This is a genomic window from Halonotius terrestris (assembly GCF_006861665.1).
GTDB classification, from domain to species: Archaea; Halobacteriota; Halobacteria; order Halobacteriales; family Haloferacaceae; genus Halonotius; species Halonotius terrestris.
The window spans coordinates 318,026-343,416 of the sequence record NZ_RKLU01000001.1; the positions used below are offsets into that span (position 1 = coordinate 318,026).

Annotated in this window: 27 protein-coding genes; 7 read left to right on the top strand and 20 right to left on the bottom strand. The window is 64.1% G+C overall.

Annotated features, from left to right (window positions below; all coding sequences use genetic code 11):
- Entirely contained in the window at nt 1-1,752 is a 1,752-nt protein-coding gene (pyk, locus tag EGH24_RS01710) for a pyruvate kinase (RefSeq protein ID WP_142978450.1), read from the bottom strand.
- 175 nt (nt 1,753-1,927) lie between these two features.
- Complete coding sequence (locus tag EGH24_RS01715; RefSeq protein ID WP_142978451.1) at nt 1,928-2,302, bottom strand: response regulator; 375 nt, start codon at nt 2,300-2,302, stop codon at nt 1,928-1,930.
- Nucleotides 2,303-2,433: 131 nt separating this feature from the next.
- On the opposite strand from EGH24_RS01715, the gene EGH24_RS01720 reads away from it, so the two are divergent.
- The gene (locus tag EGH24_RS01720; protein WP_142978452.1) at nt 2,434-3,135 is read left to right on the top strand and encodes a TVP38/TMEM64 family protein; all 702 of its coding nucleotides are present in this window, start codon (nt 2,434-2,436) and stop codon (nt 3,133-3,135) included.
- Nucleotides 3,136-3,155: 20 nt separating this feature from the next.
- Here the strand turns inward: EGH24_RS01720 and EGH24_RS01725 are convergent, their stop codons facing one another.
- From EGH24_RS01725 to EGH24_RS01755, 7 genes are all read right to left on the bottom strand, one after another.
- Nucleotides 3,156-3,578, bottom strand: coding sequence for a GtrA family protein (locus EGH24_RS01725; RefSeq protein WP_142978453.1), 423 nt, complete (start codon nt 3,576-3,578; stop codon nt 3,156-3,158).
- Nucleotides 3,579-5,003: a sulfatase gene (locus EGH24_RS01730; protein ID WP_142978454.1), complete on the bottom strand. Its 1,425-nt coding sequence runs from the start codon at nt 5,001-5,003 to the stop codon at nt 3,579-3,581. It lies immediately after the preceding gene.
- Between the two features lie 79 nt (nt 5,004-5,082).
- A complete protein-coding gene (metG, locus tag EGH24_RS01735) occupies nt 5,083-7,230 on the bottom strand; it encodes a methionine--tRNA ligase (protein WP_142978455.1) in 2,148 nt (715 codons plus the stop codon).
- 113 nt (nt 7,231-7,343) lie between these two features.
- Nucleotides 7,344-7,772 (bottom strand): type VII toxin-antitoxin system HepT family RNase toxin, encoded by a 429-nt coding sequence (gene hepT / locus EGH24_RS01740; protein ID WP_142978456.1) that lies wholly within the window; start codon nt 7,770-7,772, stop codon nt 7,344-7,346.
- Complete coding sequence (mntA, locus tag EGH24_RS01745; protein WP_142978457.1) at nt 7,765-8,196, bottom strand: type VII toxin-antitoxin system MntA family adenylyltransferase antitoxin; 432 nt, start codon at nt 8,194-8,196, stop codon at nt 7,765-7,767. Before mntA ends, hepT begins: the two co-directional genes overlap by 8 nt.
- 75 nt (nt 8,197-8,271) lie before the next feature.
- Nucleotides 8,272-9,360 carry a tyrosine decarboxylase MfnA gene (mfnA, locus tag EGH24_RS01750; protein WP_142978458.1) on the bottom strand — a complete coding sequence of 363 codons (1,089 nt, stop codon included), beginning with the start codon at nt 9,358-9,360 and terminating at the stop codon, nt 8,272-8,274.
- Nucleotides 9,361-9,447: 87 nt separating this feature from the next.
- Nucleotides 9,448-10,365 carry a PhzF family phenazine biosynthesis protein gene (locus EGH24_RS01755; RefSeq protein WP_142978459.1) on the bottom strand — a complete coding sequence of 306 codons (918 nt, stop codon included), beginning with the start codon at nt 10,363-10,365 and terminating at the stop codon, nt 9,448-9,450.
- Nucleotides 10,366-10,482: 117 nt separating this feature from the next.
- Here EGH24_RS01755 and EGH24_RS01760 point away from each other — a divergent pair, with 117 nt between their 5' ends.
- Nucleotides 10,483-11,187 (top strand): phosphoribosyltransferase, encoded by a 705-nt coding sequence (locus tag EGH24_RS01760; RefSeq protein WP_142978460.1) that lies wholly within the window; start codon nt 10,483-10,485, stop codon nt 11,185-11,187.
- A 21-nt stretch (nt 11,188-11,208) separates the two neighbouring features.
- On the opposite strand, the gene ygfZ is transcribed toward EGH24_RS01760, so the two are convergent.
- Both ygfZ and EGH24_RS01770 read right to left on the bottom strand, forming a co-directional pair.
- On the bottom strand, nt 11,209-12,318 hold the full coding sequence (ygfZ, locus tag EGH24_RS01765; protein ID WP_142978461.1) for a CAF17-like 4Fe-4S cluster assembly/insertion protein YgfZ: 1,110 nt from the start codon (nt 12,316-12,318) through the stop codon (nt 11,209-11,211).
- A gap of 80 nt (nt 12,319-12,398) precedes the next feature.
- Nucleotides 12,399-12,698: a DUF6432 family protein gene (locus EGH24_RS01770; RefSeq protein WP_142978462.1), complete on the bottom strand. Its 300-nt coding sequence runs from the start codon at nt 12,696-12,698 to the stop codon at nt 12,399-12,401.
- 125 nt (nt 12,699-12,823) lie between these two features.
- Between EGH24_RS01770 and EGH24_RS01775 the strand changes: the two genes are divergently transcribed.
- Both EGH24_RS01775 and EGH24_RS01780 read left to right on the top strand, forming a co-directional pair.
- Entirely contained in the window at nt 12,824-13,822 is a 999-nt protein-coding gene (locus EGH24_RS01775) for a DUF7093 family protein (RefSeq protein ID WP_142978463.1), read from the top strand.
- A gap of 211 nt (nt 13,823-14,033) precedes the next feature.
- Entirely contained in the window at nt 14,034-15,167 is a 1,134-nt protein-coding gene (locus EGH24_RS01780) for a DUF5305 family protein (RefSeq protein WP_142978464.1), read from the top strand.
- Between the two features lie 23 nt (nt 15,168-15,190).
- On the opposite strand, the gene EGH24_RS01785 is transcribed toward EGH24_RS01780, so the two are convergent.
- Entirely contained in the window at nt 15,191-15,808 is a 618-nt protein-coding gene (locus tag EGH24_RS01785; protein ID WP_142978465.1) for a riboflavin synthase, read from the bottom strand.
- A gap of 92 nt (nt 15,809-15,900) precedes the next feature.
- On the opposite strand from EGH24_RS01785, the gene EGH24_RS01790 reads away from it, so the two are divergent.
- Complete coding sequence (locus EGH24_RS01790) at nt 15,901-16,155, top strand: DUF7533 family protein (RefSeq protein ID WP_142978466.1); 255 nt, start codon at nt 15,901-15,903, stop codon at nt 16,153-16,155.
- Nucleotides 16,156-16,161: 6 nt separating this feature from the next.
- On the opposite strand, the gene EGH24_RS01795 is transcribed toward EGH24_RS01790, so the two are convergent.
- The 3 genes from EGH24_RS01795 to EGH24_RS01805 form a co-directional block, all read right to left on the bottom strand.
- Nucleotides 16,162-17,421 carry a M24 family metallopeptidase gene (locus EGH24_RS01795; RefSeq protein ID WP_142978467.1) on the bottom strand — a complete coding sequence of 420 codons (1,260 nt, stop codon included), beginning with the start codon at nt 17,419-17,421 and terminating at the stop codon, nt 16,162-16,164.
- Nucleotides 17,418-19,289: a UvrD-helicase domain-containing protein gene (locus tag EGH24_RS01800; protein WP_142978468.1), complete on the bottom strand. Its 1,872-nt coding sequence runs from the start codon at nt 19,287-19,289 to the stop codon at nt 17,418-17,420. Before EGH24_RS01800 ends, EGH24_RS01795 begins: the two co-directional genes overlap by 4 nt.
- 86 nt (nt 19,290-19,375) lie before the next feature.
- Complete coding sequence (locus EGH24_RS01805) at nt 19,376-19,558, bottom strand: HVO_0416 family zinc finger protein (protein WP_142978469.1); 183 nt, start codon at nt 19,556-19,558, stop codon at nt 19,376-19,378.
- Nucleotides 19,559-19,682: 124 nt separating this feature from the next.
- Between EGH24_RS01805 and EGH24_RS01810 the strand changes: the two genes are divergently transcribed.
- Nucleotides 19,683-20,399, top strand: a complete 717-nt coding sequence (locus tag EGH24_RS01810) for a methyltransferase domain-containing protein (protein WP_142978470.1) — start codon at nt 19,683-19,685, stop codon at nt 20,397-20,399.
- 15 nt (nt 20,400-20,414) lie between these two features.
- Here EGH24_RS01810 and EGH24_RS01815 read toward each other — a convergent pair whose 3' ends face one another.
- The 5 genes from EGH24_RS01815 to gatB form a co-directional block, all read right to left on the bottom strand.
- Nucleotides 20,415-20,984: a DUF7110 family protein gene (locus EGH24_RS01815; RefSeq protein ID WP_142978471.1), complete on the bottom strand. Its 570-nt coding sequence runs from the start codon at nt 20,982-20,984 to the stop codon at nt 20,415-20,417.
- A gap of 132 nt (nt 20,985-21,116) precedes the next feature.
- Nucleotides 21,117-21,458, bottom strand: coding sequence for a glutaredoxin family protein (locus EGH24_RS01820; RefSeq protein WP_142978472.1), 342 nt, complete (start codon nt 21,456-21,458; stop codon nt 21,117-21,119).
- 111 nt (nt 21,459-21,569) lie between these two features.
- The gene (gene gfcR / locus EGH24_RS01825) at nt 21,570-22,208 is read right to left on the bottom strand and encodes a transcriptional regulator GfcR (RefSeq protein WP_142978473.1); all 639 of its coding nucleotides are present in this window, start codon (nt 22,206-22,208) and stop codon (nt 21,570-21,572) included.
- Nucleotides 22,192-23,265: a glucose 1-dehydrogenase gene (locus EGH24_RS01830; protein ID WP_142978474.1), complete on the bottom strand. Its 1,074-nt coding sequence runs from the start codon at nt 23,263-23,265 to the stop codon at nt 22,192-22,194. Before EGH24_RS01830 ends, gfcR begins: the two co-directional genes overlap by 17 nt.
- An 85-nt stretch (nt 23,266-23,350) precedes the next feature.
- Nucleotides 23,351-24,841, bottom strand: a complete 1,491-nt coding sequence (gene gatB, locus EGH24_RS01835; RefSeq protein ID WP_142978475.1) for an Asp-tRNA(Asn)/Glu-tRNA(Gln) amidotransferase subunit GatB — start codon at nt 24,839-24,841, stop codon at nt 23,351-23,353.
- Nucleotides 24,842-25,012: 171 nt separating this feature from the next.
- On the opposite strand from gatB, the gene EGH24_RS01840 reads away from it, so the two are divergent.
- On the top strand, nt 25,013-25,366 hold the full coding sequence (locus EGH24_RS01840; protein ID WP_142978476.1) for a DUF7518 family protein: 354 nt from the start codon (nt 25,013-25,015) through the stop codon (nt 25,364-25,366).
- Nucleotides 25,367-25,391 lie beyond the last annotated feature (25 nt).

Below are 25,391 nucleotides of genomic sequence, written 5' to 3' on the forward strand. Positions count from 1 at the left end.
TCAGCGGGTCGCCTTCTGGATCACGTCGCCGGCGAAGACGATCCCGCGCTCGCCATCGACGCTGATGTGGTCGCCGTCGTCGATATGATCGGGGAGGACGACACCGGTGACCATCGGGATGCCCAACTCGCGGGCGACGACGGCGGGGTAGCCGGTGAGGCCGTCGCGGCTGTCGATGATGCCGGCGAGGTTGTCGAGACCACCGGTGAACTCGCCGTCAAACTCGTCGTCGACGGCGACGATCGCGCCCTCGGGCACCTCGGAGAGATCGCCGTCGGTAATGCGGTACACCGGGCCGGCCACGCGACCGCCGGTGATCGCTTTCCCGCTGGCGATCTGCTCGGCGGCGACGTGGACTTTCAGCATGTTCGTCGTGTTCGCGCCCTCGATCTCCGAGAACAGCCCGGAGATAGCGACGACCGTATCGCCGCTTTCGGCCGCGCCCGCGGACATCGCTGCCTGTACGCTGCCTTCGAGGATGTCCTCGACGTTCTCCTCGTACTCGGAGATCTGTGGGGTAACGCCCCACACGAGCGCGAGTTGGCGGCGTACCTGTTCGTTCGGGGTCGTAGCGACGATGGGGACCAGCGGCCGGAATTTGGCGGCTTTCCGGGCGGTGTAGCCGGATTCGCTGGCGGCAACAACCGCTGACGCGCCGATATCGCGGGAGAGATAGCGGGCAGACCGCGCCAACGCCTCAGTTCGGGAGCCGTCGGTCGCCGTCGGGACGCGCTGTTCGACGGTTTCGGCGTACTCATCGGTCGATTCGACGCGGCTGACGATGTTGGCCATCGTCTCGACGACTCGGACCGGATGATCGCCGATGGCGGTCTCCCCGGAGAGCATGACTGCGTCGGTGCCGTCCAGCACGGCGTTGGCAACGTCGGAGGCCTCCGCCCGTGTCGGCCGCCGGTTGGAGATCATCGAGTCCAGCATCTCGGTCGCCGTGATGACCGGCACGCCGTTGTTGACACACTTCTTGATGATGCGTTTCTGGATGACGGGAATGTCCTCAAGCGGGAGTTCAACCCCGAGGTCGCCGCGGGCGACCATGACGCCGTCGGCCGCGCTGATGATCGAATCGAGGTTTTCGACCGCACCGGCGCGCTCGATCTTGGCGACGACGGGGATGTCCGCGCCGAACTCCTCCAGTTTGTCGGCGATGGCGTAGACGTCTTCGCCGTCGCGGACGAAGCTGGCGGCGACGAAGTCGGCCTCCTTGTCGGCGGCGAGTTTCAGTTCCTTCTCGTCGCCCTCGGTGATGAGGTTGATATCGAGATCGACGCCCGGGATGTTGACGCCCTTCCGGCTTTTGAGTTTGCCGCCGTTGGCGATCTCGGCGGTGACTTCCTCGCCGTCAACGTCGGTCACGGTGGCCTCGATCCGGCCGTCGTCCAGCAGGATGCGGTCGCCGACGCCGACACCCTTGATCGATACCGAGAGGCCGACCCGCTCGCTGGTGGAGGTATCGCCCGGCGCGAAGACGACCTCCGAGCCCGCCGCAAGGTCGACGTGGCCCTCGATCTCGGCGGTTCGCACTTCCGGCCCTTTGAGGTCGACCATCGCCGCAAGCGAGCGGTTGCCTTCGGCGTCGACCTCACGGATACGGTCGATGACTGCCGCTCGGTGCTCCGTCGTCCCGTGGCTTGCGTTGAGCCGGGCGACGGACATTCCCGCCTTGTTGAGCGCACGGATCGTCTCCGTGTCGCTGGAGGCTGGCCCGAGCGTACAGACGATTTTCGCGTTTCGCATGGCTTCCGCTACAGCCGTCAGCTTAAAAAAGCCCCACGATACGATTTGTCACCCCCGATTGGAGCGACCGATTGTCAACGAATCCACTCCCTTCCGCCACAACTACCGACTAAACTGCCGATCAGCCGGACCCCCAGCCAGCGAAACCCCGTCATCGACGACCACAGCAACACCCTCACGTCGTCACGGGCGAATCGAGGGCATCGTCGAGTTCCGCACCCAGATCCTCGGCCTCGAACGGTTTCGTCACGTAGCCGTCCGCGCCGGCCTTGGCAGCCTCCCGCATCTTCTCCTTCTGGGAGACGCTGGTCACCATCACGATCGTCGTCTCCGGGGATCGCTCCTTGATTGCCGCGAGGGCTTCGATCCCGTTCATCTCCGGCATCATAATGTCCATCGTGATCAGGTCCGGCCGAGCCTCCTCAAAGGTCTCGACGGCCTCCTGCCCGTTTTCGGCGATCCCGACGACATCGACCCACTCGTCTAACGTCTCGGAGACGAGGCTGCGCTGGAACGCCGAGTCATCGACAACGAGTGCTTCATGACTCATAGCCGTCGTTGGACCGGCGCGAGTATAACGATTCCTCTCGGCGTCAGCCGCGACAGCCCTTGCTGTCGAGCCGCCACCAACGCGGTCATAACGGGTAGGTTCAAGGCCTTCTGTCCGCCAGTGGGACCCACATGAAGCTGTTCTCCTCGAAAGAGGATCGGCGGAAGACCATCGCCCTGTTGGTCGCCGTCGTCGTCGCCTTCGTCGGGCTCTACGTGGCCGCCCGCCGGTACGCGCCGTTCGTCTTCGACAGCAGCGAGCTGCGGCTCTGGATCGAAGGGTTCGGCGTCTTCGCGCCGCTGGTGTTCATCTTCCTGCAGGCCGCCCAAGTCGTCATCGCGCCGATCCCCGGACAGGTCGTCGCGCTCGTCGCTGGCTATCTCTTCGGACCGGTCTACGGCACCATCTACAGCCTGACGGGCGTGCTCATCGGCAGCGCGATCGCCTTCAGCCTCGCCAAACGCTACGGCCGCTCTTTCGTCGAAACCGTCATCGACGACGCGATCATCGACCGGTTTGATGCCTTTGTCGAGCGCGTCGGGGCCCCCGGCCTGTTCGCGTTCGTCATCATTCCCGGGTTGCCCGACGACGCGATCTGCTTTTTAAGCGGACTGACAACGTGGCGACTGCGGACCTTTCTGGCCGTGATCGCTGTCGGCCGACTGCCGGCGTACGTTATCACGGTCTATGCGGGCGGCCAGTTCGCCGGCGGGCGGTTCATCGAGGGAATCCTGCTGGTCGCCGTCGTCATCACGCTCTCGGCGGTCGGCTACTACAAACAGGACGCCGTCCGGGATTTCGTGACGCGACTCGAACCGCGGCTACCGTTCTGACGCGTCGATTCCGCGGTGTCTCAGCCCCACGTCCACCGCGCATCAAGCACGTAGCGGTAGATCCCGCTGACGAAGATGGCGATGGCGTTGGCAACGAGGTACAGCAGCCCGACCCACTCGACGAAGGCGTAGAGAACGGCCAGCTGTAGCGGGATCGCCGTTCCGCGGACAATGTTCGTCTTCAGGAGGCCGACGAGGTAGTCGGTCCGGCCGGTGTTCTGTGCGTCCTGAAACGTCCACGCGTTGTTGAGGACGTAGGAGAGGACGATCGTGATCTCGATGGCGATCGTCGCGCCGACGAGGTAGTTCAGGTCGCCGAGATCGACGAACAGCCACAGTAGGACCATCTGTACCCCGGCGGCGAACGCGCCGACGGTAACGAACCGACGGAGCCGGACGGCCAGCGGCCCGTATAGCAGCGAGCGGACGAACGACCGGAGCACCTATTTATACCCCAACGCCGTCAGCTGTGCTTCGAGGTCCTCATCGACAGCGTCCGCAGACGCGGACTCTGACTCGCCGGTGATCAGCTCCACGTGGGCGGCGGCGATCTCGTCGAACCGCTCGATGACAGCGGCCGCCTCCGGCGTCGGGTCAGCCGACAGATCGGTCTGCTGGGTCGGATCGTCCGGCCGGTAGTACAGTTCGGTCGCGCCGGTCTCGGTGTGTTCGATGTAGATCCAGTCCTGATCCCGAACGCTGACGAGCAGTTCGCCGTCGGCCAGCGATCGCGGGATCGGCTGGGTTGTGACCGACTCGCCGCGAACAGTCACCGAGACGACGGGCTCGTCGGCCGGCGGCGTCCCGTCGCGGACTGTCGGCCACAGTGACTGGCCGCGCCACGATGACGGCGCGTCGATCCCAAAGAGGTCGGTTACCGTCGGCGGGATCGCATCGAGGCCGACCTGTCGGTCGACGCGGCGGGCATCGGTTCCGGGAACGTCGACGATCAGCGGGACGTTGAGCAGTTCGTCGTAGAGTTTCGGATAGTGGGCGAGATGACCGTGCTCTTGGAACTCCTCGCCGTGATCGCCGGCGACGATGACCGCGGTGTCGTCGTCGATGCCGTTGGCAGAGAGGGCGTCCATCACGCGACCGATGCTGGCGTCGACCTGCGAGACGGTGGCCTGATAGAGCATCCGGAGGTCCGCCAGCGTCTGGGGGCCGACCTCCCAACCGAGGCCGGTTCTGGTGTGGGCGCGCAGCATCCGGTGTGTGCCGACGACGTTGTCGGAGACCTCGCGGATGTACCGCGGCGCGGGGACGTACGGCGTGTGGGTGTCCATGTAGTGGATCCACAGGAAGAAATCGTCCTCCCGTTCGATGAACTCGATTGCGGTCTCCTCGATATCGAACATGCGGGAGGCATCGAGAAACGGCCGGTCGTCGCTGTCGCCGTTGAGCCACGAACGCGCCCGGCGTAGCGGCGACGTCGCCAACTGGACCCACGCTTCGACGGTCGGATGCGTAGCGAGATACCGGCTGTAGATGCCGCCGCCGACGCTGGCGACGAACGGCTCGAACTCGTCGAAGCCGTCGTCGTACCCCCAGTGGGCGGTCAGAAAGCCGTTGGCGGCGTTGAACCCGCCGGTTGCGACGCCTTCCGCCGAGAGGGCCGACGCGAGCGTCTCCGAGTCCTCGACGCCGATGGCTCCGTTGTCGGCGAACACGGGCCGCGAGGCGAGGATCGACGGAAACGAAAACGGCGTCCAGTTCCCGTTGGCAAAGGCGTTCTCGAAGACCGTGCCGCGATCAGCGAGCGACTGCAGTGCCGGCGTGTGGCGGTCAGCCGCATAGGGACTGATCGCGTCGGGGCGAAGCGAGTCGACCGTGATGAGCACGGTGTTTGAGACGTCGGGCGGGTTCATTGAGATGAGACGGCTGCGTGGCCCGAATGACGGGGGGCCGCTATGAAAAGCCTGTTATTGTGCCATTGCTACAACGCCGCTACTGGATCCGTGTCCCGAGCGGCGACTCGCCGTGGGTCGTCAGCAGATCGGCCTCCTCGCCGGCGGCCAGCAGCATGCCGTTAGATTCGACGCCGAACAGTTCGGCCTTTTCGAGGTTAGCGACGATGATGACGCGGGTGCCCGGCAGCTCATCGAGGTCGTGGAGTTGTTTGATGCCCGCAACGAGTTGGCGGGTTTCGTGGCCGATATCGACCTGTAGCTTGGCGAGTTTGTCGGCGTCTTCGACGGGATCGGCCTCGATAATCTCGCCGACGCGGATGTCGATGTCTTGGAAGTCCTCGAAGCTGATCCGGTCTTCGACGATTGGTTCGAGGTCGGCGGCCTGTGCGTCGGTGTCGTCGGCAGTGGTGTCGTCGCTCATGGTGTCGTCGTCAGCGTCGTCGGCATCTGTATCGCTCTCCTCGTCAGTCGCATCGTCAACCCGCTGTTCCAGCTTTTCGTTGAGTTCTTCGACGCGTTCGGCCTCGATCTTGGCGAACAGCTCGTCCGGTTCGTCGAACTCGCCCTGCGGAGCCTCGCGGGCAACGTCAAGGGTCGCGTCGGCGACAGCACCGTCCTCGCCGAGTTGGTCCCAGAGTCGCTGGCAGGTGTCGGGCGCGACCGGCTGGAAGAGGACGGCCAGAGCCTTCGAGAGTTGGACGCAGTCGTAGATGACCTGTTCGGCGCGCTCGGGGTCGTCGTCGGTCAGCTTCCAGGGCTCGTTGCGCTGGATGTACTCGTTGCCGAACTGTGCGAGGTCGATGGCGGCGTTGCCGGCTTTCCGGATCGAGTAGTCGTTGATCGCCGCGATGAAGTCGTCGATGGCCTCGGCGATGCGGTCGTCGACTTCCTCGGAGACCGTCGCGTCGGGCGCGCCGCCGTAGTTGCGGGCGGCAAAGAGCAGCGAACGGTAGACGAAGTTGCCGAGCGTGCCCACCAGTTCAGTGTTGACGCGGTCGCGGAACTTGTCCCACGAGAAGTCCACGTCCTGCTGGAAGCCGCCGTTGGTGGCAAGATAGTAGCGTAGCAGGTCGGGATGGAACCCCTCGTCGAGATACTCGTCGGCCCACACCGCGCGGTCGCGGCTGGTCGAGAAGCCCTTGCCGCCCAGCGTGACGAAGCCGGAGGCCATGATCGCCCGCGGCTCGACGTAGCCCGCGCCGTTGAGCATCGCCGGCCAGAAGATGGCGTGATGCTGGATGATATCGCGGCCGATGACGTGAACGATCTCGCCGTCGTCTTTCCACGACTGCTCCCAGTCGTAGACATCGCTGCCGACCCGCTCGGTGTATTGTTTCGTCGAGGAAATGTACTCAATCGGTGCGTCAACCCAGACGTAGAGGACGAGGTCATCGGCATCGTCGCCGTCCGCGCCGTCTGCGTTGTCTCGATCATCGGCGTCCTCGGGATAATCAATCCCCCAGTCGAGATCGCGGGTAATACACCAGTCCTGGAGGCCGGATTCGATCCACTCCCGCGGCTGGTTTTGGGCGTTCGACGTGCCTTCCAGTCGGTCGAGGAATTCGGTGAGATACTCCTCGAATTCGGAGACCTCGAAGAACTTGTGGGTGCGTTCGTGGTACTCGGCGGGGTTGCCGGTGATCGAGGAGACNGGGTCNTCGANCTCGCCNGGTTCGAGNTGGCGNNNNCANCCNTCGTCNCACTCGTCGCCGCGGGCNNNNTCGCCGCAGTACGGACAGGTNCCCTCGACGTAGCGATCCGGGAGATGTTGATCCTCGATCGGATCGTAGGCGACCATGATCTCTTTTTCGTAAATGTGGCCGTTGGCGGCGAGGTCGCGGACGATCTCCTGGGTGAGTTCGGTGTTGGTTGCGTCGTGGGTGTGGCCGTAGTTGTCGAACTCGATATCGAACTGCGGGAACGTCTCTTTGTAGGTTTCGTGCCACTCAAGCGCGAATTCCTCGGGGGAGACNCCCTCCTNNNCGGCGTTGACGGCGANCGGCGTCCCGTGCATGTCCGANCCGNANACGAAGGCGGTNTGTTGGCCGAGCGNTNCGAGNGCNCGNGNGNNNNCGTCGCCGCNNACGTAGGTNCGCAGGTGGCCGACGTGCAGGTCGCCGTTGGCNTAGGGCAGCCCGCAGGTCACCACCGCAGGATCGTCGGTCGGAAACTCGTCGTGACTCATTGGCTATCCGTTGGCGATGAGAGCCTAAAAGCCGCTGATTCGTCGGCGTCGTGAGTGTGGCCCGACGCTCGTCACGGTGCCGGCAGCCGCCTCACTGACAACTGGCGTTGAGATTATCCCTGCTGTTGCACCCACTGTGCCACCTGCTGGCTGTAGGTGTCGTACACGTCGAGGCCGGTCTGTAGCGTCTCATACACCTCTTCGGTATCGACGCGGCCGTACTCGTGTGCGAGAACGTTTCGAAATCCGATTGCGGAAACGAGTGTTTCCATCGTCTCCTCGTCGATGACATCCTCGCGGTACAACACGCGAACCGCTTCCTTTGCGGTGCTGCCCTCGTAGCCGAAGGCACGCGTGGCGACGTGTTGGGCCAGATCCGAACAAGCTTGGATCGCGTTTTCGAACATCCGCTCGACTGCACGCTGTTGAGTCGTGCTCTGGAGAAACTCACTACGGGACAGCGTTTCCTGCTTCTCGCTGAGTTCGCCGTGGTACTGCTCGACCGCTTCGAGTTTGCGAGCGACGACCCGCTCGTCAACCACGCAATCCCTCCGCGGCGATCCGGTCGATCACGTCGCGCTGCTGGCTGCGAAGCGTGTCACGCTGGTCGTCGAACGCCGCTTCGATAGCCGTTTTGAACCGCTCGAAAGCACGATCATCACCACAGACGAACGTGCCGTTGACCGCATCGTGGGCGACATCGAGCGGCAGCGTCTCGATATCAGCGAGATCGACGAACGGGGCGTCGTCCTGCTGGAGATCGCCCGACAGGAAACAGCGTTTCTCGAATCGGTCACTGACGGAGAGATTGTCGGCAAATTTGACGGCGACATCCAGATCGGACGCAGGCGTCGCCTCGCCCGTACACTGAGAGCCGAAGGCAACGACGAACTCGACGGCAGGGTCATCACAGACCGACGCGTCGAGTAGGGAATCTACCTGTAGGTCTTCGGCTCCCGATTCCATATGTAAATTGACGCCACTTCGTCACAAAAGAATTCCGACGATCAAGATGTGATGGAACGAGGAAGATTCACTCAGCTACGACCGAACGCGATCCAGATCAGCGAGGAACGCCTCCAGCGATGCCCGACTCACGTGGGGCATACAGACGATCCGGAGGTCGCCGTCGGCCGTGCGGGCGATCCGCCACTCCTCGTCGCGCAAGGCATCGAAGGTCGCCGGCGACAGCGACGCCGTCACGAGCGGTAGCGTCGGTTCGACGACATCAATCCCGCGGTCAGCGAGTTCGTCGGCCAAGAACTCGGCGTTGGTCTGCTGCTCGCGGTACTGCTGGCGGTAGCCCGCCGGCCAGAGTTCGTCCATCGCGGCGACCGCGCCGGCGACGCCCGCGCCGCTGCGGGTGCCGGTCAGCGTCGCCTGCGAGGTCGTCTCCAAATACGGCGTTTCGACCGCCAGCGCGTCGACGGTTTCTCGCTCGCGGGCGAGTAAGCCGCCGGCCGGCACGGGCGCTTGGCCGAACTTGTGGGGGTCGATCGCCATCGAGTCGATGGGCGCGTCAGCGAACGACCACTCGTAGTCGGTGAACGGGAGGATGAAGCCGCCCCACGAGGCGTCGACGTGCATGCGTGCGTCCGCGTCGTGTGCGAGGTCAGCCATCGCAGGGATCGGGTCGACGCGGCCGTACTCGGTCGAGCCAGCGACGCCGATCACCAGTGCGGTGTCGTCGTCAACGGCGGCTTCCACCGCATCGAGGTCGGCCCGATAGTCGTCATCGACGGGGACCGTCCGGAGGTCGACACCGAGCATTTCGGCGGCTTTGGTGACGCTGAAGTGGACGCTCTCGGGAGCGACGATGTTTGCCCCCTCGGCGTGATCGCTGCCGACGCTTCCGTCGGCGCGGTTACGAGCGGCGTGGACGGCCTGAATGTTGGCCTCAGTCCCGCCGCTGGCGATGTAACCGTAGGCATCGTCGAGGCCGGCGATTTCGCCCAACTGCTCGACGGCTTCAGTCTCTAGATCCGCGACCGTCTGGTAGGTCGCTGGGTCGCCGGGGTTGGTTGCCAGGAACTCGACGGCGGCCTCGTGGGCACGGGGATGTGGCTCGGTACACATCGAGGAGAGCACCCGGTCGAACTCCTGTGGCTGCCGCCGCCGTGCGCGCTGCATTACCAACCCATAGCGGCGAAAGACGTTTAGCCGTTGTGTTCGATCCGGTATTTCAGTATCGTCCATTCACTTCCGCGGCGACGGGGTTCAGGCTTCGATGATTTCGTCGTCCTCGGCGTCGGGGATCGCCAGCGTCCCGTCGAGGGCGACGGCAGCCTCGCCGCCGACACGGACCTGTTTGCGCCCGCGGTCGTCAACGCTGACATCGACCCGGACGATCCCGCCGCGGTCGACGAAATGGCCCTGTTCGAACCGGAGGTCATCCGGCAATTCGTCGAAGGCCTCGTAGGCGTCGAGATACGCGCCGCAGGCACCGCTNGCCGTGCCGGTCACCGGGTCCTCGTCGACGCCCGCGCCGGGCGCGAACATCCGCCCGTGGAGCGTCGACTCGGATTCGAGCGTGTCGAAGGTGAACGCGTAGATGCCGGTCGCGTCGTACTCGTCGGTGATCGCCTCGATCGCCTGCAAATCCGGCTGCACGTCGCTGAGAGCCTCAAGGAAATTGACCGGGACGATGAGGAAGGGGAGGCCAGTCGTCGCTCGCGCGACGGGGAGGTCCGCGCCGACATCCCGGAGTTTCGCGGGGTCGATCCCAAGCGCGTCGGCCAGCCGCTCGTAGTCGATCTCGACGGTCTCGACCTCGGGCCGCGATTGGGTCATCCAGACGACGCCGTCGTCCTGCAGTTCGATATCGAGGACGCCGACGTTCGTTTCCAGTCGGTGGGTGCCGGGCTCGATCGCGCCGTCGGCCGCCAACAGCGCGTGACTGGCGATCGTCGCGTGACCGCAGAGTTCGACCTCCTGTGTCGGCGTGAAATAGCGGATTCGGCGGTCGGCGTCCTCGGAGGGCGAGAGGAACGCGGTTTCACTCGCCGACAGTTCGCGGGAGATCGCCTGCATCTGTGCCGCCGAGAGATCGGCGGCGTCGGGGACGACCCCCGCCGCGTTGCCCGCAAACGGTTCGTCGGTGAAGGCATCGACCAGACAGGCCCGTCGTCCGTCCATACTGAGCGAGGAGGCGGGACGGCCACCTAAAACCGTGGGTGTGGCGGAGCGGCTCCCGCGAAGCTCCGGTACCCGATATTTAATAGCCCGCTCAGTCCCAATACGCGTACGACCAGTATGAACGAGCGCTCGGCGGAGTTCGACTGTACGATCACGAACTGGACGTACGTGTACGGCCTGAGTCAGGACGTCGCCAGCGCGGTCAAAGCCGCCGATTTCGAGCCGGATGTGATCGTCGCGCTCGCCCCCGACGGCTGGTTCGCCGGCCGGTGTCTCCGTGATCTCCTCGGGATCGACGAGTTGGCGAGCCTCAAGATAGATCCCTCGTTGGAAGCCGAAGCCGCTGAATCGATCACCGACGCCCTCCCGGCCGAACGCGTCGCCGACAAGAACGTCCTCCTCGTCGACGACATCGCCGACACCGGCGGCACGCTCAGCCGCGCTGCGAGCATTGTCGCCGACCGAGAAGCAAGCGAAGTGCGGACGGCGACGCTGCACGCCATCGACACGAGCGATTTCACGCCCGCCTTTTTCGGCGACCGATTCGAGGACTGGCAGTGGGTGATCTACCCGTGGACGTTTACTGAGGATATGAGCGAACTGATCGCCGGCGTGATGACGAGCGTCGCCGACGATCGGTTCAGCACCGACGAGATCCGCGATCACCTCGCGTCGTTCCACGGAATCACCCGCGCCGAGTTGGAGATGGCCCACCCCGACCGACTCACCGAAGTCCTTGCGGAGATGGACCGCCGTGACCTGATCGAGGCTATCGACGCCGACGGCGAACAGCAGTGGGAGCTCCGCGAGACGACGAACTGATCGCAGCGAGTAGAGAGAGAATCAGTACTGCGGCAGCCGAAGCGAATCCGCACTCCCGGCGACGAACGGGAGCGCAGCGCGGTCGGCGGCTACTGGCGAGTCGCTCTCGTCGGTATCGATGACGATATCGCCGGGTTCCGCGTCGTCATCGGCGGCAACAACGTCAGTCGAGACGAAACCGAGGGCGATAGGTGCATCCAGCGACGGGCTGTCGGCCGCGCGGGTGATCCGGCCGACATCGTCGCCATCGACAAGAATCGAATCGCCAGCAGCGACGCTGGATTCGGGTTTAAGACCGACCAGTTGCTTGCTCGGTCGGCCTCGGTTTTCGACCTTCGAGACGACCTCTTGGCCGATATAACAGCCTTTGTCGAAATCGAGGGCGTGGCGCGCGCCGACCGTGTTCGGGATCTCGCCCTGTAGCTCCGACTCGAAACGCGGCGTGCCGGCCTCCAGCGTCAGCGTGTCCCACGTTCGATAGCCGAACGGCGCGGCATTGAGGCCGTGGTTGAGCAGCGTATCGAAGACACCGGGCGCGTCGTCGGCTCCACAAATCACCGTATAGCCGTCCTCGCCGGTCGGGTTGTCGCTGGCGACGACTGTGACGCCGGCATCGCCCATCGAGCCACGGTCGAAGTGGAGTTCCGGCTCCGGCGCGCCCGCGTGGTTCAGCACGGAGGCGATCTTTTCGGTGGCTGAGGGGCCGTGAACGCCGAAGACGCCGAAGTCGGCCGACACGTCGCTGATTTCTACGTCTTGGACGAAGATTTTCTCCGACCAGTCAGCGACCAGCTCCTCGACTTGGGAGGGTGGCGTGAACAACAGCAGTTGCTCGTCGGCGTTGTAGATGTAGCAGTCGGTTTCGATTCGGCCCTGTGGGTCGAGGACGAACGCGTAACAGCCCTCGCCGTCGGTCGCGGGCACGCGATTGGTGACGATGTTGTCGACGTACTCGACGCGTTCGGAGCCGGTGACGGCGACGATCCCGTAGCCCATCTCGATGACGCCGACGCCGTTGCGGACCGCCCGGTGGGCGACTGCGGGTCGGCCGTAGTGGTCGACGGCCGACCGCCCCGCGCGGTCGATCAGCTCGGCACCGAGGTCGTCGTGGTGGGCTCCCAGCAGTGTCATTGCGCCAGCGAAAGAGCCGGCGGAGTAAAACAGCGGCGACCGTAGGACGGTGGGACGCCGTCAGTTCGCGCGGGTGGCCGTCAAAACCCGAGTTTGTCCCGCAGAATATCGACCAGCGACGGCTCGCTTTCCTCGTCGCCACCCGGCTCGGGGACGACGTGGTCGGCCGGCCGGATGCGGACGGTGCCGCCCTCGTCGTTGGCGATGATCAGCCCCTCGGATTTGAGCGACGCCAACGCGGTTTCGATGCGATCGATGTCGGCATCGACGGCGGCCCGGAGTTCGAGGACGGTCATCCCGTCGCCGCCGCGGTCGAGGAGGGCATCGAGGATCGCGACCTCGACGGCGGGACGGTCCCGATACTCGGCGGGAAGAGCCATGCGAAGGGATACCGTCGGTATCGGTTTACATCTACCGACGGGCCGCCAGCAACGGAAACGACCGCGTCAGACGGCCGGCGGACGGAAGGAGTAGGTTTTAGTCGAGCAACTCGCTATCGACGCTAATGGGAATCCGGTGTCTACTCGGCCACGATTTCGGCGAGCCCGAACTCAAGCGGGATCGTGAGGAGAAAGGCGAGGAAGTGATCGTCACGGTCAGTGAACAGCAGACCTGCAGCCGGTGTGGCGCGACGAAGGTCGTCAGCGAGAACACCGAGGTCACCTCCATCCAACAGCTCACCGAGACGGCCGACGACGAGTCGGCGGCGACACCGAGCGACGAAACGGCCCCCGAAGCGACGGCCGGTGATGCGGGCGACGCGAGCGACGACGCGCCCCAGTCAACAGCGACGGAAGTAACCGCCGACGATGACGACGGCATCACGATCACCGACGACGCCGAGTTGTTGACGGACGACGACGAACCGACAGGCGAGGAGCCGGCAGGGGCCGCGGAGCCGACCGAGCCAACGGACGCAGTCGAAACGGCGGAAGCGACTGAGGCCTCAGAGACCGCGGAAGACACCGAGCCGGCCGAGACAGATGAGCCGACCGACGACGGCGTGATTCTCTCGGGATCGGCATCGGACGCAGACACGACAGAAACGGCCGAAACCTCTGAGGGCGAACGGGCGAGAGCGGATTCAGCAACTTCCGACGACCGCGAAGCCGGCGAGTGGCCCGAGTACGAGGGCGACAGCCAGCCCGGCGAGGAGCCGACAGCGTGGCCCGAGCAAGCGGGCGAGGACGACGGGTTCGACGCCACCTCACCGAGCGACGAGGGCCCCGACGACGTGACGTTCGGCGGCGGTTTCACGCCCGAAGTCGCCGACGCCGACGCACAGGCAGCGGGCGACGCCGAGGGCGAGGAGGTAATCGAGGAACCAGAGGAGTTGACCAAAGCCGAGGAGGCCTCGGTCTACGAGCCGACTGTCGACGACATCAACACCGAGTTCTACTGCCCGGAATGCGGTTTCAGTCGGCCATCGGGAGAATCCTCGATGCGCGCCGGCGACATCTGTCCGGACTGCCGTCGCGGCTACATCGCCGAACGGCGTCGATAGCCGTTGAGAGCCGCCCTGCCGGGAAAGAGAGCCGTAACTGTCGCCGCGAGCGACAAAAAACCATACCGTTAACAGCATCCACATCTAGGATAGGAGTGATTCGAATGACCAGCCTCCCCCGACGCCAGCCGGCGACGATCCGGTGTGGGGAGTCAGCCAGCGGGCGGAGTGCCGACTGTCTGGCGGTGCAGCCGGCCGCCGGGGGCGCGTAATGCTGCCGCGGCTCAAGCTCCAACTCGCGGGTAATGGCAAGGAGCTGACGGCCGCGTTCGTTGCTCTCGGCGTGGTTCTCCTACTCGGTGCGGGCTACGTCTACATGACGCCGCCGATCGAACAGCCCGATCCACAGCCCGACGCCCAGCCCGATCCGGGGCCGGAAACAGAGGAGTTCGAGGCGTTCTTCCTCGAAGTCGAGTTGATCGACAGCGCGGAGGTGCAGGACGGCTCAGGGCGATACGAGGAAGGACAGGTGTTAACCAAGTGGCCGGCGTACTTCTATCAGTACTCGCCGGAGTTGGAGTTCAATATCTCCGTCAACACGACGCGGAACGTGACCGTGGATCTCCAACAGGTCAACCTCACCCGCGAGGAGCGGATCGTCGCGGATCGCAACGACGAGACACTGTATGAGAATAATCGACTCCTGATCTACAGAGCTCCAGAGATCTCTAACGGGCGATTCTCCACCAGACGAACGTTCAACGTCCGAAACGAATTACAGGAGCCAGCCGAGGACATCGCCGCGGACTTCCCCTCCTCAACGAGTTCGCTCAACACGCGGCTCCTCCTCACTGTCGAGTACGTGACGGAACCGATCAACGGGCAGCGGTACAACGGAACGATCCGGTTGACACCGGAGTTGGGATCAAACAACGACGCCTACTGGATCGAGGGTGAACAAACGGCCCGGATCAGCGAGAATCAAACACGGATCATCGAACCGGCAGAACCGACCGAGCCGACCCAACCGACTGAGCCACCCGAACCGGTCAGAGGCGAGCCGGACATGCAGTTGGTCGGAATGCTCAGCCTGCTCGGGCTCGTCTGTATCGGTGTCGGTGGCGTCGTCGCCGCGAAAGTCCCGGAGATCGACCCTGAAGAGCTGAAAAAAGAAGTCGAACACAACGAGTACAGCGAGTGGATCTCGGAGGGCGAACTCATGTTGGATTCGGCCAACGAGTACGTGTATGTCAGCTCGATCGAAGATCTGGTCAACGTCGGCATCGACACCGACAAGCGAGTGATCTACGACCCCGACCTCTCGGTGTACACCGTCACTGACGGCGATGTCATCTACTACTACACGACTGAGCCGTCGGACCTCCAGCGGTGGGCCCACATCTGAGGTCGCGTTCGGCCAGCCGTCGATTACTGATAGCCCTCAAGCATCGTTTCGACGTACTTGGCGATCACATCGACCTCAACATGAACCGGATCACCGACCGCCTTCTCCTGTAACGTCGTCAGCTCGTAGGTTGTCGGAATAATCGCCACCGCAAACGACCCGGCGGATCGGTCGAGGTCAGCGACCGTCAGCGAGATGCCGTCGAGACAGATCGAGCCCTTGTCGACGATATACTGACCGTACTCGGCCGGTAGCTCGAAGGTAAACCGCCAGTCGTCGCCGATTTGCTCGATGTCGGTGATCGTCGTCACCGTATCAACGTGGCCTTGGACGACGTGGCCGTCGAACCGACCGTCGGCGGCGAGTGCGCGTTCGATGTTGACGGCGTCGCCGACAGTGAGGTCGCCGAGGTAGGTTTTGGCGACCGTTTCGGCGGCGAGAAAGACCTCGAACCACTGGCTCTCGTCGCCAGCGTCGGTGTCGCCGTAGGCTTCGACCGTGAGACAGACGCCGCTGACGCTGATCGACTGGCCGTGATGGAGGGAATCGAGTCCCGGCGCGCGGATCCGCAGTCGGCGGCCCTCGGCGTCGGCATCAACGGCGACGACCTCGCCGGCGGTTTCGACTATTCCGGTAAACATACCGGCTGCAGGCGACCCGGACAAATAGCGGTTGTGCAATCCCGACCCCGCAGCCGGCGCGTTTTTGTCGCTGCCAGCGGTAGGAAACGCGAATGCAACTCGGGATTTTAGATTTGATTGGGCTCGCCACGACGCTCGTGTTTGCCATCCCGGTCGCCAACTTCGGCGTAACGCAGCTACTCGCTGGGGAGACGGTGTTCGGCGTCGCGTTGCTTATTGTGGCGACCGCGATGGTCGCTCTCCCGCAGTACTTTCTCGACCCGGAAACGATTCTCAAGCGGCTGGTCAAGGGGTTGCTCCCCGCTCGACTGCGGAGAAAATCGGGCGACGAGCCGCCGGAGCAGTAGTCCCTGCTACGCGTCGCCAGCGGTCGGCGTCACCGAAAACGGATACTCGACGAGTCGTTCGCCGCCGTCGGAAGTGACTTCGATGAGTGATCCAAGCCGAATCCGGCCGTGCTCGGGATCGACGACGCGCGTCTCGACAGCGAGCGTCGATCCCGACCGCAACGCGCCATCATCGGCGGGGCTCGGAGCCTCGTACGGCACGAGGCCGACACCGTGGACAGTTGCCTGCGCACCGGCATCGTCGGTGGCTTCGGCGGCGGCTGCATCGTCGTCGTCCGACTGTCCCATCGGCGGGAAACCGTAGGCAGTGAGCTCCGCGGTCGCTTCGGCAGCGACCGTCCGGACGTTGCCGTCCGGTTGACAGTGACGGCGGGCGGCCGTCTGCCCGGCTTTGGCGGCGATGAAAGCGCGGCGATCCCAGCCGCCGTCGCTGGCAACGACAATCGTCCGGGTGAGAGAGCCGTAGTAGCCGTGTGGGCCTCGCGGTCTGATGTGGACGACGATTCCCTCGCCGGCAGGGAGGGGTTCAGTCGCGCCAGTGTCGCCGGCTCGAACCCGAACCGTCTCGGGAGCGACGCCGACGGCTGCGAGGTCGGCAGCGATCTCCCGTTCCAACCGCTGGGCCGAGAGTGGGTCGCCATCGACGCGGACGACACCGCCGTCCGTCGTGCTGGCTGCGAGACGGTCGCTCGCTCGCCGCATTGCGTGGGCCGCCGCTTGCTGGACGGCGCGGAGACAGTCGCGTTCGGCTGGAGTCTTGCTGGCGCGAGCCTCGGTGAGGGCAGTCGTTGACGACAAGTCGTAGCCGGCTTTTTCGAGTCGAACCGCGGTGTCGTGTGGTAGATGACTTGGAACGCGAAGCGTGCCGGAGCCAGCGTCGGCACCGAGCCGGTCGGCAAGTGCCGACACAGCATGTGTTCCGGGCGGGGTATCTGGGTCGCGGGTCGCTACTGTGCGGTCGATCTCGGCGTGCTGTGCGTCGTCGGCAGCAGCGACGAAATCGGCGACTGCGGCTGCTCGCTCGGATGCCGGCACGCAGTAAATCGCTTCCAAACCGCCAGCAGCGGTCGGTACACAGACGATCGCTGCCGCGTGCGGCGGGTCGGCGGTTCGCGTGAGATACCGGCGGTCGGGCTCGTCGCTGGCGACGTGAACGAAACCGACAGTGTCGGGGGCAGCAAGCGGATCGCGGAGGGCGACGAGCCCGGCCGGCGGCGTCGGCGGGACCGGCCACGCCTCGGTGGAGCGGCCAGCCGGCGAACTCACGGCTCGGGTTCGGGGGCGTCGGCCGTCTCGGTCTCTTGGACGGCGTCGAGCAGCTCCTGCGGCGGATCGTCGCGGAGTTCGTTGTGCAGGAGGACGCTGATCGGGACGGTCGGCGCGCCGTCGATCAGGTTTTCCAGCAGGACGAGCCGTTCGCGGGCCCGGCTCATGCCGACGTAGAACACCCGGCGTTCGTTGTCAGTCAACAGCGGGACGGGATCGGTGTGTTTCGTGAACTCGTCGTCGCCAACGGTCGTCGGGTCGGCGGTCTCCTCGTGGCCGGAGACGGTCGCGGCCATCTGCTCGACGACCTTCTCGGTGAGGTCAGTCCCGACGAAAACGTGGTCGGCCTCCCGACCCTTCGCGGAGTGGATCGTGCCGACGCGGACCGTATCGGGGTCGAGACCGGCGTACTCGCCGTTGAAGTAGGCGTCGATGGAGGTCCGCTGGAAGCTCGTCACCTTGCGGACCATGTCGCCCGCGGATTTTTTGTCGGGCATGAACGGCGCGAACTCCTCGACATCATCGGGGTCAAGCGGAATCTCGGTGAGGTCGTCGCTCTCGGCGGCTTCCTCTTCGGCCTCAAGGAAGTCGTAGAACTCCTCGCGGTCGTTGGAGCCGAACGTCGACTCCTGTAGCATGTCGGCCAGGCGGCGACCCTGCAGCAGCGTGAGTTGGTCGCCGGCGTTGTACGCCTCGATGGCGCGGACGTAGTCAGTCAGCCGGTCGGTCCAGAGCCGCTGGTCGGTGAGCGCCTTGAACGGGATGCCCTCGTCAACGAACTCCTCGATGAACTGGAAGAGTTGGTAGCGGGCGCGGAACAGCAGCATGATGCTGCCTTGGTCTTCGTCAACGGTGTAGCGAACGTTGCGAACGAGTTCGAGCATCGAGGCGTTCTCGACGGCCTCGACGGCACCACCCTCTTTGCGGGGTTTGAGGTCCTTCTCCTGTCGTTTGTCGAGATGGCGGATCTCCGTGTTGACGACGTTGAGAATGTTGGAGGGGAGGCGGTAGGAGTTCGGGAGGATCTCGTCCTCGTCGCGGTCAGCATCCAACAGGAGGTNCGGGTCCGCNCCCTGCCANGCGTAGACGACCTGGTCGTCGTCGCCNGCGATNAGNACCGNCTCCGTGTGGGGCTTCCACTCCTCGTACACGTCGTGTTGAAGCGTCGTGATGTCCTGAAACTCGTCGATGACGAGGTGGTCGACGTTCGGGACGAGCGACCGTTGCTTGACGCGCTCGAGCATGTCGGCGAAGCCGACGACGCCCTCCTCACCCTTGTAGGCGCGCCACGCGCGGATGGCCTCCGGGACGTCGATGCGGTCGTCGTCGCNCGACCACGTCGGCGTGTACTTGTTGCCCGNCTGNGCGTTNGGGTCGACGTCCGGCGGGAGCCGAACCTCGTCGANGTCCCACTGATACGGCACGTCGTACCAGTCGGCGACCTCGCGGCGGGTGCGCTGGAGCCACTGNNNGGTGGCNATGATCTTGTTNCCNATNGTCGTCGAGNNGGCNGTACGGCGGCCGCCGCTTTTGTACTCGTCCTCGTACTCGATGCCGTACTCCTCGCAGAACTCTTCTTTTTCGTCCTCGCCGACAACGTCGCCGCGAGAGAGATCAAGCAGTTCGTAGGCCTTCGCGTGCATCGTACAGACGTTGCCTTTGAGTGCGCGAGGCGTCGTATCGAGCCGTTCGGCCAAGCGTTCCCGGATCTCGGCGGCGGCGGCGCGGGTGTAGGAGACGACGAGGATATCGCGAGGTTCGACATCGTCGGCTTCGAGGATGGTCTCGACGCGGTCGAGCAGGGCGGTGGTTTTCCCGCTGCCGGGACCGCCGAAGAGACGCGTGATCGTGCCGTCCGTGGTACTCATTGTAGCATGCACATGTGCCCCGGCATGATAAACAACGTGACTTCGAGTAAGCCGGCAACAACACAAAACAGCGGGTCAGGAGGGCGTTACTGATCGGGGAGCCAGCCGCAGACCGAACAGGTCGTCGCCGCGGCGTCGTGGAGGGCTCCGCAGTCGGGGCACTGCTTCTTGTTGTACGACTCGTCCCAGCCGGCGGGCTCGGTTGCATGCCCATTCGCGGACAGGAACTCATCGAACAACTCATCGTCTGAAGACTGTGCTGATGACATTACGTTCCATGATAACGCGTACCACGTATTTATGCTTTGTGGCGGTGAGCACGCGGATCGATTCGGCCCATCTCAACCGCAAAACCCCACTGTTATTGTCGCGCCGCTCCTACAGTAATCCGACATGGGAATCCTCGAGAACAAGGCCAGAGCGCGCCTGTTCTACAANTANNTCTCGAANNTCTACGACACGNTNAACCCNTTCATCTGGAACGAGGAGATGCGCGACNANGCNCTNGNGTGGNTCGACNTCNANNNCGGCGACCGCGTNCTCGATGTCGGCAGCGGCACCGGCTTCGCCACCGAAGGCATTCTCCAGCACACCGATGACGTGTACTGCCTCGACCAATCGATCCACCAGATGGAGAAAGCCTTCGGGAAGTTCGGCAAACACGGCGACGTGAAATTCCACCGCGGCGACGCCGAACGCCTGCCGTTCGCCGACGATACGTTCGATCACCTCTGGTCGTCGGGCTCCATCGAGTACTGGCCCAATCCCGTCGACGCCCTCGAAGAGTTCCGACGCGTCACCAAACCCGGCGGCCGCGTGTTGGTTGTCGGCCCCGACTACCCGNACTCGGNCGTNNTNCAGAANCTCGCCGACGCNATCATGCTGTTCTACGACGANGCCGAAGCCACCCGGATGTTCGAGGCCGCCGGCTACAGGGAATTCCAACACCACATCCAACAGGCCAGCCCCGGTAGCCCGAAGGCGATCACGACCGTCGCAACCGTGCCTGAAAGCGATGAGGGCGTCGCTGGCGACGTTGCTGATGATTCGGCTGGAGAAGCGACAACCGATCCGAAAACAGCGACCGCAAGCGACTCGACGGCGGACTGACCGCGCGATCCGTTCTTAGCCGTCGATAAATTCGTTGTCCCGCCAGTCGACACCGGACGCACCCGAGCCTTTCTGTGGGTTCTCGACGACTTCGACGGTCGCCGACCGCGCTTCACCCTCGACGATCCGTGTCGCTTCGAGTTCGTCGTCGTGTTCGGTGATCGCCGTCAGCGTGCCCTTCTCCGACAGCAGGGCGATCTCCTTGAGCACCTGAAACATCGGGTACTGGACCGCGGTGTTCTGCAGGACGGTCTCGCGGTCGCCCTTGAAACAGGCGAACTCGACGAGTTCCGAGGGGATTTCCTCTTCCTCTTCGTCGCCCCAACTCGGGCTCCCGCCGCCGGCACGCGGCGGCTCTTCCTCGTAGACCCGCGTCTCGGTGACGCTGGCTTTGAGTTGGGCCGTGGGGGTGTACTTGCTGAGGCTCTCGTCGGTCGCCTCGGCGTTGATGATCAGGGTGTTGTTGCGTCGAGTGAGGGTTACCTCCGCGATCTCCTCGGGGAGATCCGGATCCTCCAGATACTCCTGGAGGTCTTCGAGAGGCAGTTCGAGCGTCGAGTGGAGACGGAATACGCGGCCTGACATGTTTTTGAGGTGACGGGTGGGTTGCCGTGGGTGCCGGTACCTACTGGGGTGTAAGGCCCCCACTGTTATATGCGCTATCCTTTCTAGACTCCGCGGCTGACGGCCGGCAACCGGCGGCTGCTGGAGGCCGGATTAGGTCATCAGCGTGGCTTCGAGTTCGCCGCGTTCGTCGAGTTCGGNGAGNATNTCGCTGCCGCCGACGAACTCGCCGTCGACGAACGTCTGCGGNATNGTCTCCCAGTCGCTGTGTTCGGCGAGGGCTTCGCGGTACTCGTCGAGCGCGGGCAGCACGTCGACCGTCTCGAACTCTTCGACGTGTTTGCCGATGAGTTCGAGGGCACTGGCGGAGTAGCCGCACTGCGGCATCAGTTGGTTCCCCTTCATGAACAGCACCACGTCGTTGTTCTCGATGGCGTCGTCGACGCGTTCGCGGACTGTCTCCTCGTCCATCTCGCTGTCGGGCTGGAAAGTCATACCTGCCGATAGGAGCGTGGCGGGGATATGCGTTGTGTCCCGGCGCGTCGGCAGTGTTCACGAAAGCGGTTGCACGCGAACGACCGAGGGGTCCCTGCGGTCGTCCTCGCGTTACTCGTCGGGGGCGACGCTGACGACGTTCATCAGCGAGGAGACGGGGACGCCGTCGATCTCATCGAGGCCCTGTTTGTCGACGAGGACGACACAGCCGACGGGGGTGCCGCCCTGATCGCGGACGGCGGTGATCGTCTCCTTCATCGTCGTCCCAGAGGTGATGATGTCGTCAATGATGTAGCAGTTCTGGTCGGAAACAGCGGAGAAATTCTGTGAGAAGCCGCCGTCGATCTCGTCGATGTCGCCTTCCTCCCACTGGTGTTTCGCGGGGCCGTAGGCCGCGATATCGGTGTCGAGTTCGTTGGCGACAACCGTCGCCAGCGGGACGCCGGCCTTTTCGATGCCGACGGTCAGACCGACATCGGTGTCGTCTTTCGAGATGAGATCGGCCATCGCGCGGCTGACGTAGGTGAGCCGGCTGCTGTCGCGGCCGATCGCGCTCCAGTCGACGTGGATATCCTGCGGGCTGGCTCCCGGCTGGCCGGCGTGGTCGGGTTCGCTTTTGATGCCGCCGCGCTCGACGAGCCAGCTTGCGGTCTCCCGGGAAACGTTGAGTTCGTCGGCGATCTCGCCGCGGGACAGGCCGCGACCGGCCAACTCCGCCGCGCTCTCGATGAGGTTATCGACGTTTTTCATACTCGCTGAATTGAATGGCGTTCTTGATAGTACTGTTGTCGTCGACGAACGCGTCCTCGTAGTCCGCAAGATCGTAGATACCGGTCACCAGATCGTCGAGGAACGCGTCCGACAGCGAGTCGAGCGTGTCGACGGCGGCTTCGAAGTGGCCGACGTGGGAGTTGACACTGCCGACAATGGCCTTGTTGTGGAGTACCAGCTCCCGGTGGAGTTTCCCGCCGTCGATTTCGAACTCCCAGTCACCCGGAATCCCGAGCGCGGCGAGGACGCCGTTGGGTGCCAGGGCCTCGATAGACTCGAAGGGGTGTTTCGCGTAGCCGGTGGACTCGTAGATCAGATCAGGGGCTTCGTAGCTGTCGGGGATCTCCGGGACCGGCGTCTCGTTGCTGTTGACGTAGGTGCTGCCCAGTGACTCGATGATGTCGATGGTCGGATCGGGTCGCTCACGCCGGCCGAGACAGTAGGTGCGGTCGAACCGCTGTTCGAACATGGCGAGCGTGATGAGTCCGAGGCTGCCGTTGCCGAGGACGAGAGCGGATTCGGGCGTCCACTCGAAGGCCGACCGGCTCGCGTCGGCGTGTTCGACCGCCTTTTCGGTTATCGAGATCGGCTCAACGAGAAAGCCGTATTCGGCGAGTTCGGGCGGTACTGTGACGAGAAACTCCGCGGGGCTGGTGAAGTATTCGGCCATAAAGCCGTGATCGCCGACGATCCCGCGTTCGAGATACTCGCCGTCAGGGGCCATATCCGGCTCGCCGCGCTCGAAGTACGCGTTGTCGCCGTTCGGGCGGCGGCGAACCGTCGGGACGACGATATCGCCTTCGGAGAGGTCGGTGCCGTTGGCGTCTTCGACGACGCCGACGGCCTCGTGGCCCAACACCATGTGGTCGGTGTCGGCCGGGAAGCCGCCGTGACCGCCGCTGATGACTTCGTGGTCGGTGCCGTCGACGCCGACCCGCAATGTGCGAACTAACGCCTCGCCGTCGTCGGGTTCGGGCTGGGGAAGGTCGATGATCTCGGGCTCGCCAGCCCCCTCATACACTGCGATAGCCTGCATACCGTGTCGGTCGGTCCCACGGCTGAATAGCTTTACTCTTCTGTGAGTAAGGATTTCTGCTGCGGAGAACCGAGAACAACGCGGGTTAGGAGTCGAGTTCCTCGCGCAGCAGTTGGTTGACGCTGCCGGGGTCGGCCGATCCCTGAGATTTCTGCATGACTTGGCCGACGAGGAAGTTCAGCGCGCCGTCCTCGCCACTGTGATAGTCGTCGACAGCGTCGGGGTTCTCGTCAATCGCTTCGACCACGAAGTCGGCGATGGCGTCGTCGTCGGCCTTGCCGAGGCCTTCGCGGTCGATGATGGTCTCGGGGTCGTCGCCGTCGTCGAGCATCGACCGGAGGACGACCTCTTCGGCGTTTTTGACCGTGAGCTCGTCGCTTTCGACGAGTTCGATCAGCCGCGAGAACTCATCGAGGCGACCCTCAATATCGGTGATCAGCATATCACGGTAGTTGAGNTCGCCNAGNAGGTTGTCGGCGACCCACGTCGCNGCNANGNCGGGGNCGAACTCCTCGGCGACGGCCTCGAAGAAGTCCGCGACTTCCTTCGTCGAGGTGAGTTTCGAGGCCGCTTCGTCATCGAGGCCGTAGTCGGCGACGAACCGCTCCCGGCGGGCGTCGGGGAGTTCCGGAATCTCGATTTTCTCCTTCCAGTCGGCGACTTCGAGCGGCGGGAGGTCGGCCTCCCGGAAGTAGCGGTAGTCGGCCTCTGACTCCTTCGAGCGCATCGAGACGGTGATCCCGCGGGACTCGTCCCAGTGGCGCGTCTCGGTTTCGAGCGCGCGGCCGCGCTTGACGGCGTTTTTCTGTCGGCTGACCTCGTAGGCGAGGGCCTTTTCCGCGGCCTTGTGACTGGAGATGTTCTTGACCTCGGTGCGATTTGCGTCTTCGAGGACGGCCTCGTCGATCGCGCCCTCATCGTCGACCTCGTCAGCGTCAACGAGGGAGATGTTGGCGTCGACGCGGAGGCTGCCGTCTCGGGTCGCATCGAAGACACCGAGATATTCGAGCACCTCTTCTAATTTAGCGAGGAAGGCCCGCGTCTCGTCGGGCGAGCGGAAATCCGGCTCAGTGACGATCTCGACGAGTGGCGTTCCTGCGCGGTTGTAGTTGATGAGCGTCGCCTCAGCGGTGTCGATATTGCCGCCCTTGTGCTGGAGGCTGCCGGGGTCCTCTTCGAGGTGGGCTCGCGTAATACCGATCTCGCGGCGGTCGCCCTCGACGCTGATTTCGAGGCTGCCTTCCTGGCAGATGGGGGCGTCGTACTGCGTGAGTTGGAAATTTTTTGGGAGATCAGGATAGTAGTAGTTCTTCCGGTGGAACGTCGTTCGCTCGGGGATGTCGGCGTTGAGTGCCTTGCCGATCTTGACGGCGGCTTCCACAGCCCCTTCGTTGAGCACNGGNAGCGCGCCNGGNAGNCCGAGACAGNNCGGNCAGGTCCGNCTNTTNGGCNCNTCGTCGGCNGCGGCNNCNGTCGNACAGCCACAGAAGATCTTNGTNGCCGTCTCNAGCTGGACGTGCACCTCCAGCCCGATGACGACCGCGTGTTCGTCGGTTTGGACGGCCTGCGCTGTCATTGGGCCGAGTTTGCCGCGCGCTGGCTAAAGCCTAACGGAGCGGCAGATGCAGCGGACGAATCGACTTGCAGCGACACCATACGATCCGAGAACCACAACTCGACGACTGGAGGCAGTCGTCGCACGCGCGTCTGACACAGTTTTATACGGCTCGGGACGGCTTGTCACAGTATGACTAATCGGGTCGATGAACTCGAAGGACAGATCGCAGAGCTTCGCGCCGCGGTCAACGGCCTCACGGAAGAACTGGTCGAAACCAAAGCCCGCGTGAAGGAGCTCGAAGGCGAGGCCGAACCGACCGAAGTCGATCCCGAACCCGAAGCCGACGACGCCGAGTCGGAATCCAGCTCGACCGGCACCCGCACCCAAAACGACGATCACGTCATGGTCGTCGAACACGACCGCGACGACATCGGTCACGCGACCGAGACGGTCGAGGGCAGCGACGAGCCGACCGAAAGCGAGTCGGAAGACACAACTGACGAGGAGCCCGACCTCGAAACAGACGACATCATCGTCGCCTAACCCGCCGGCGACGACCGCGCCGCCG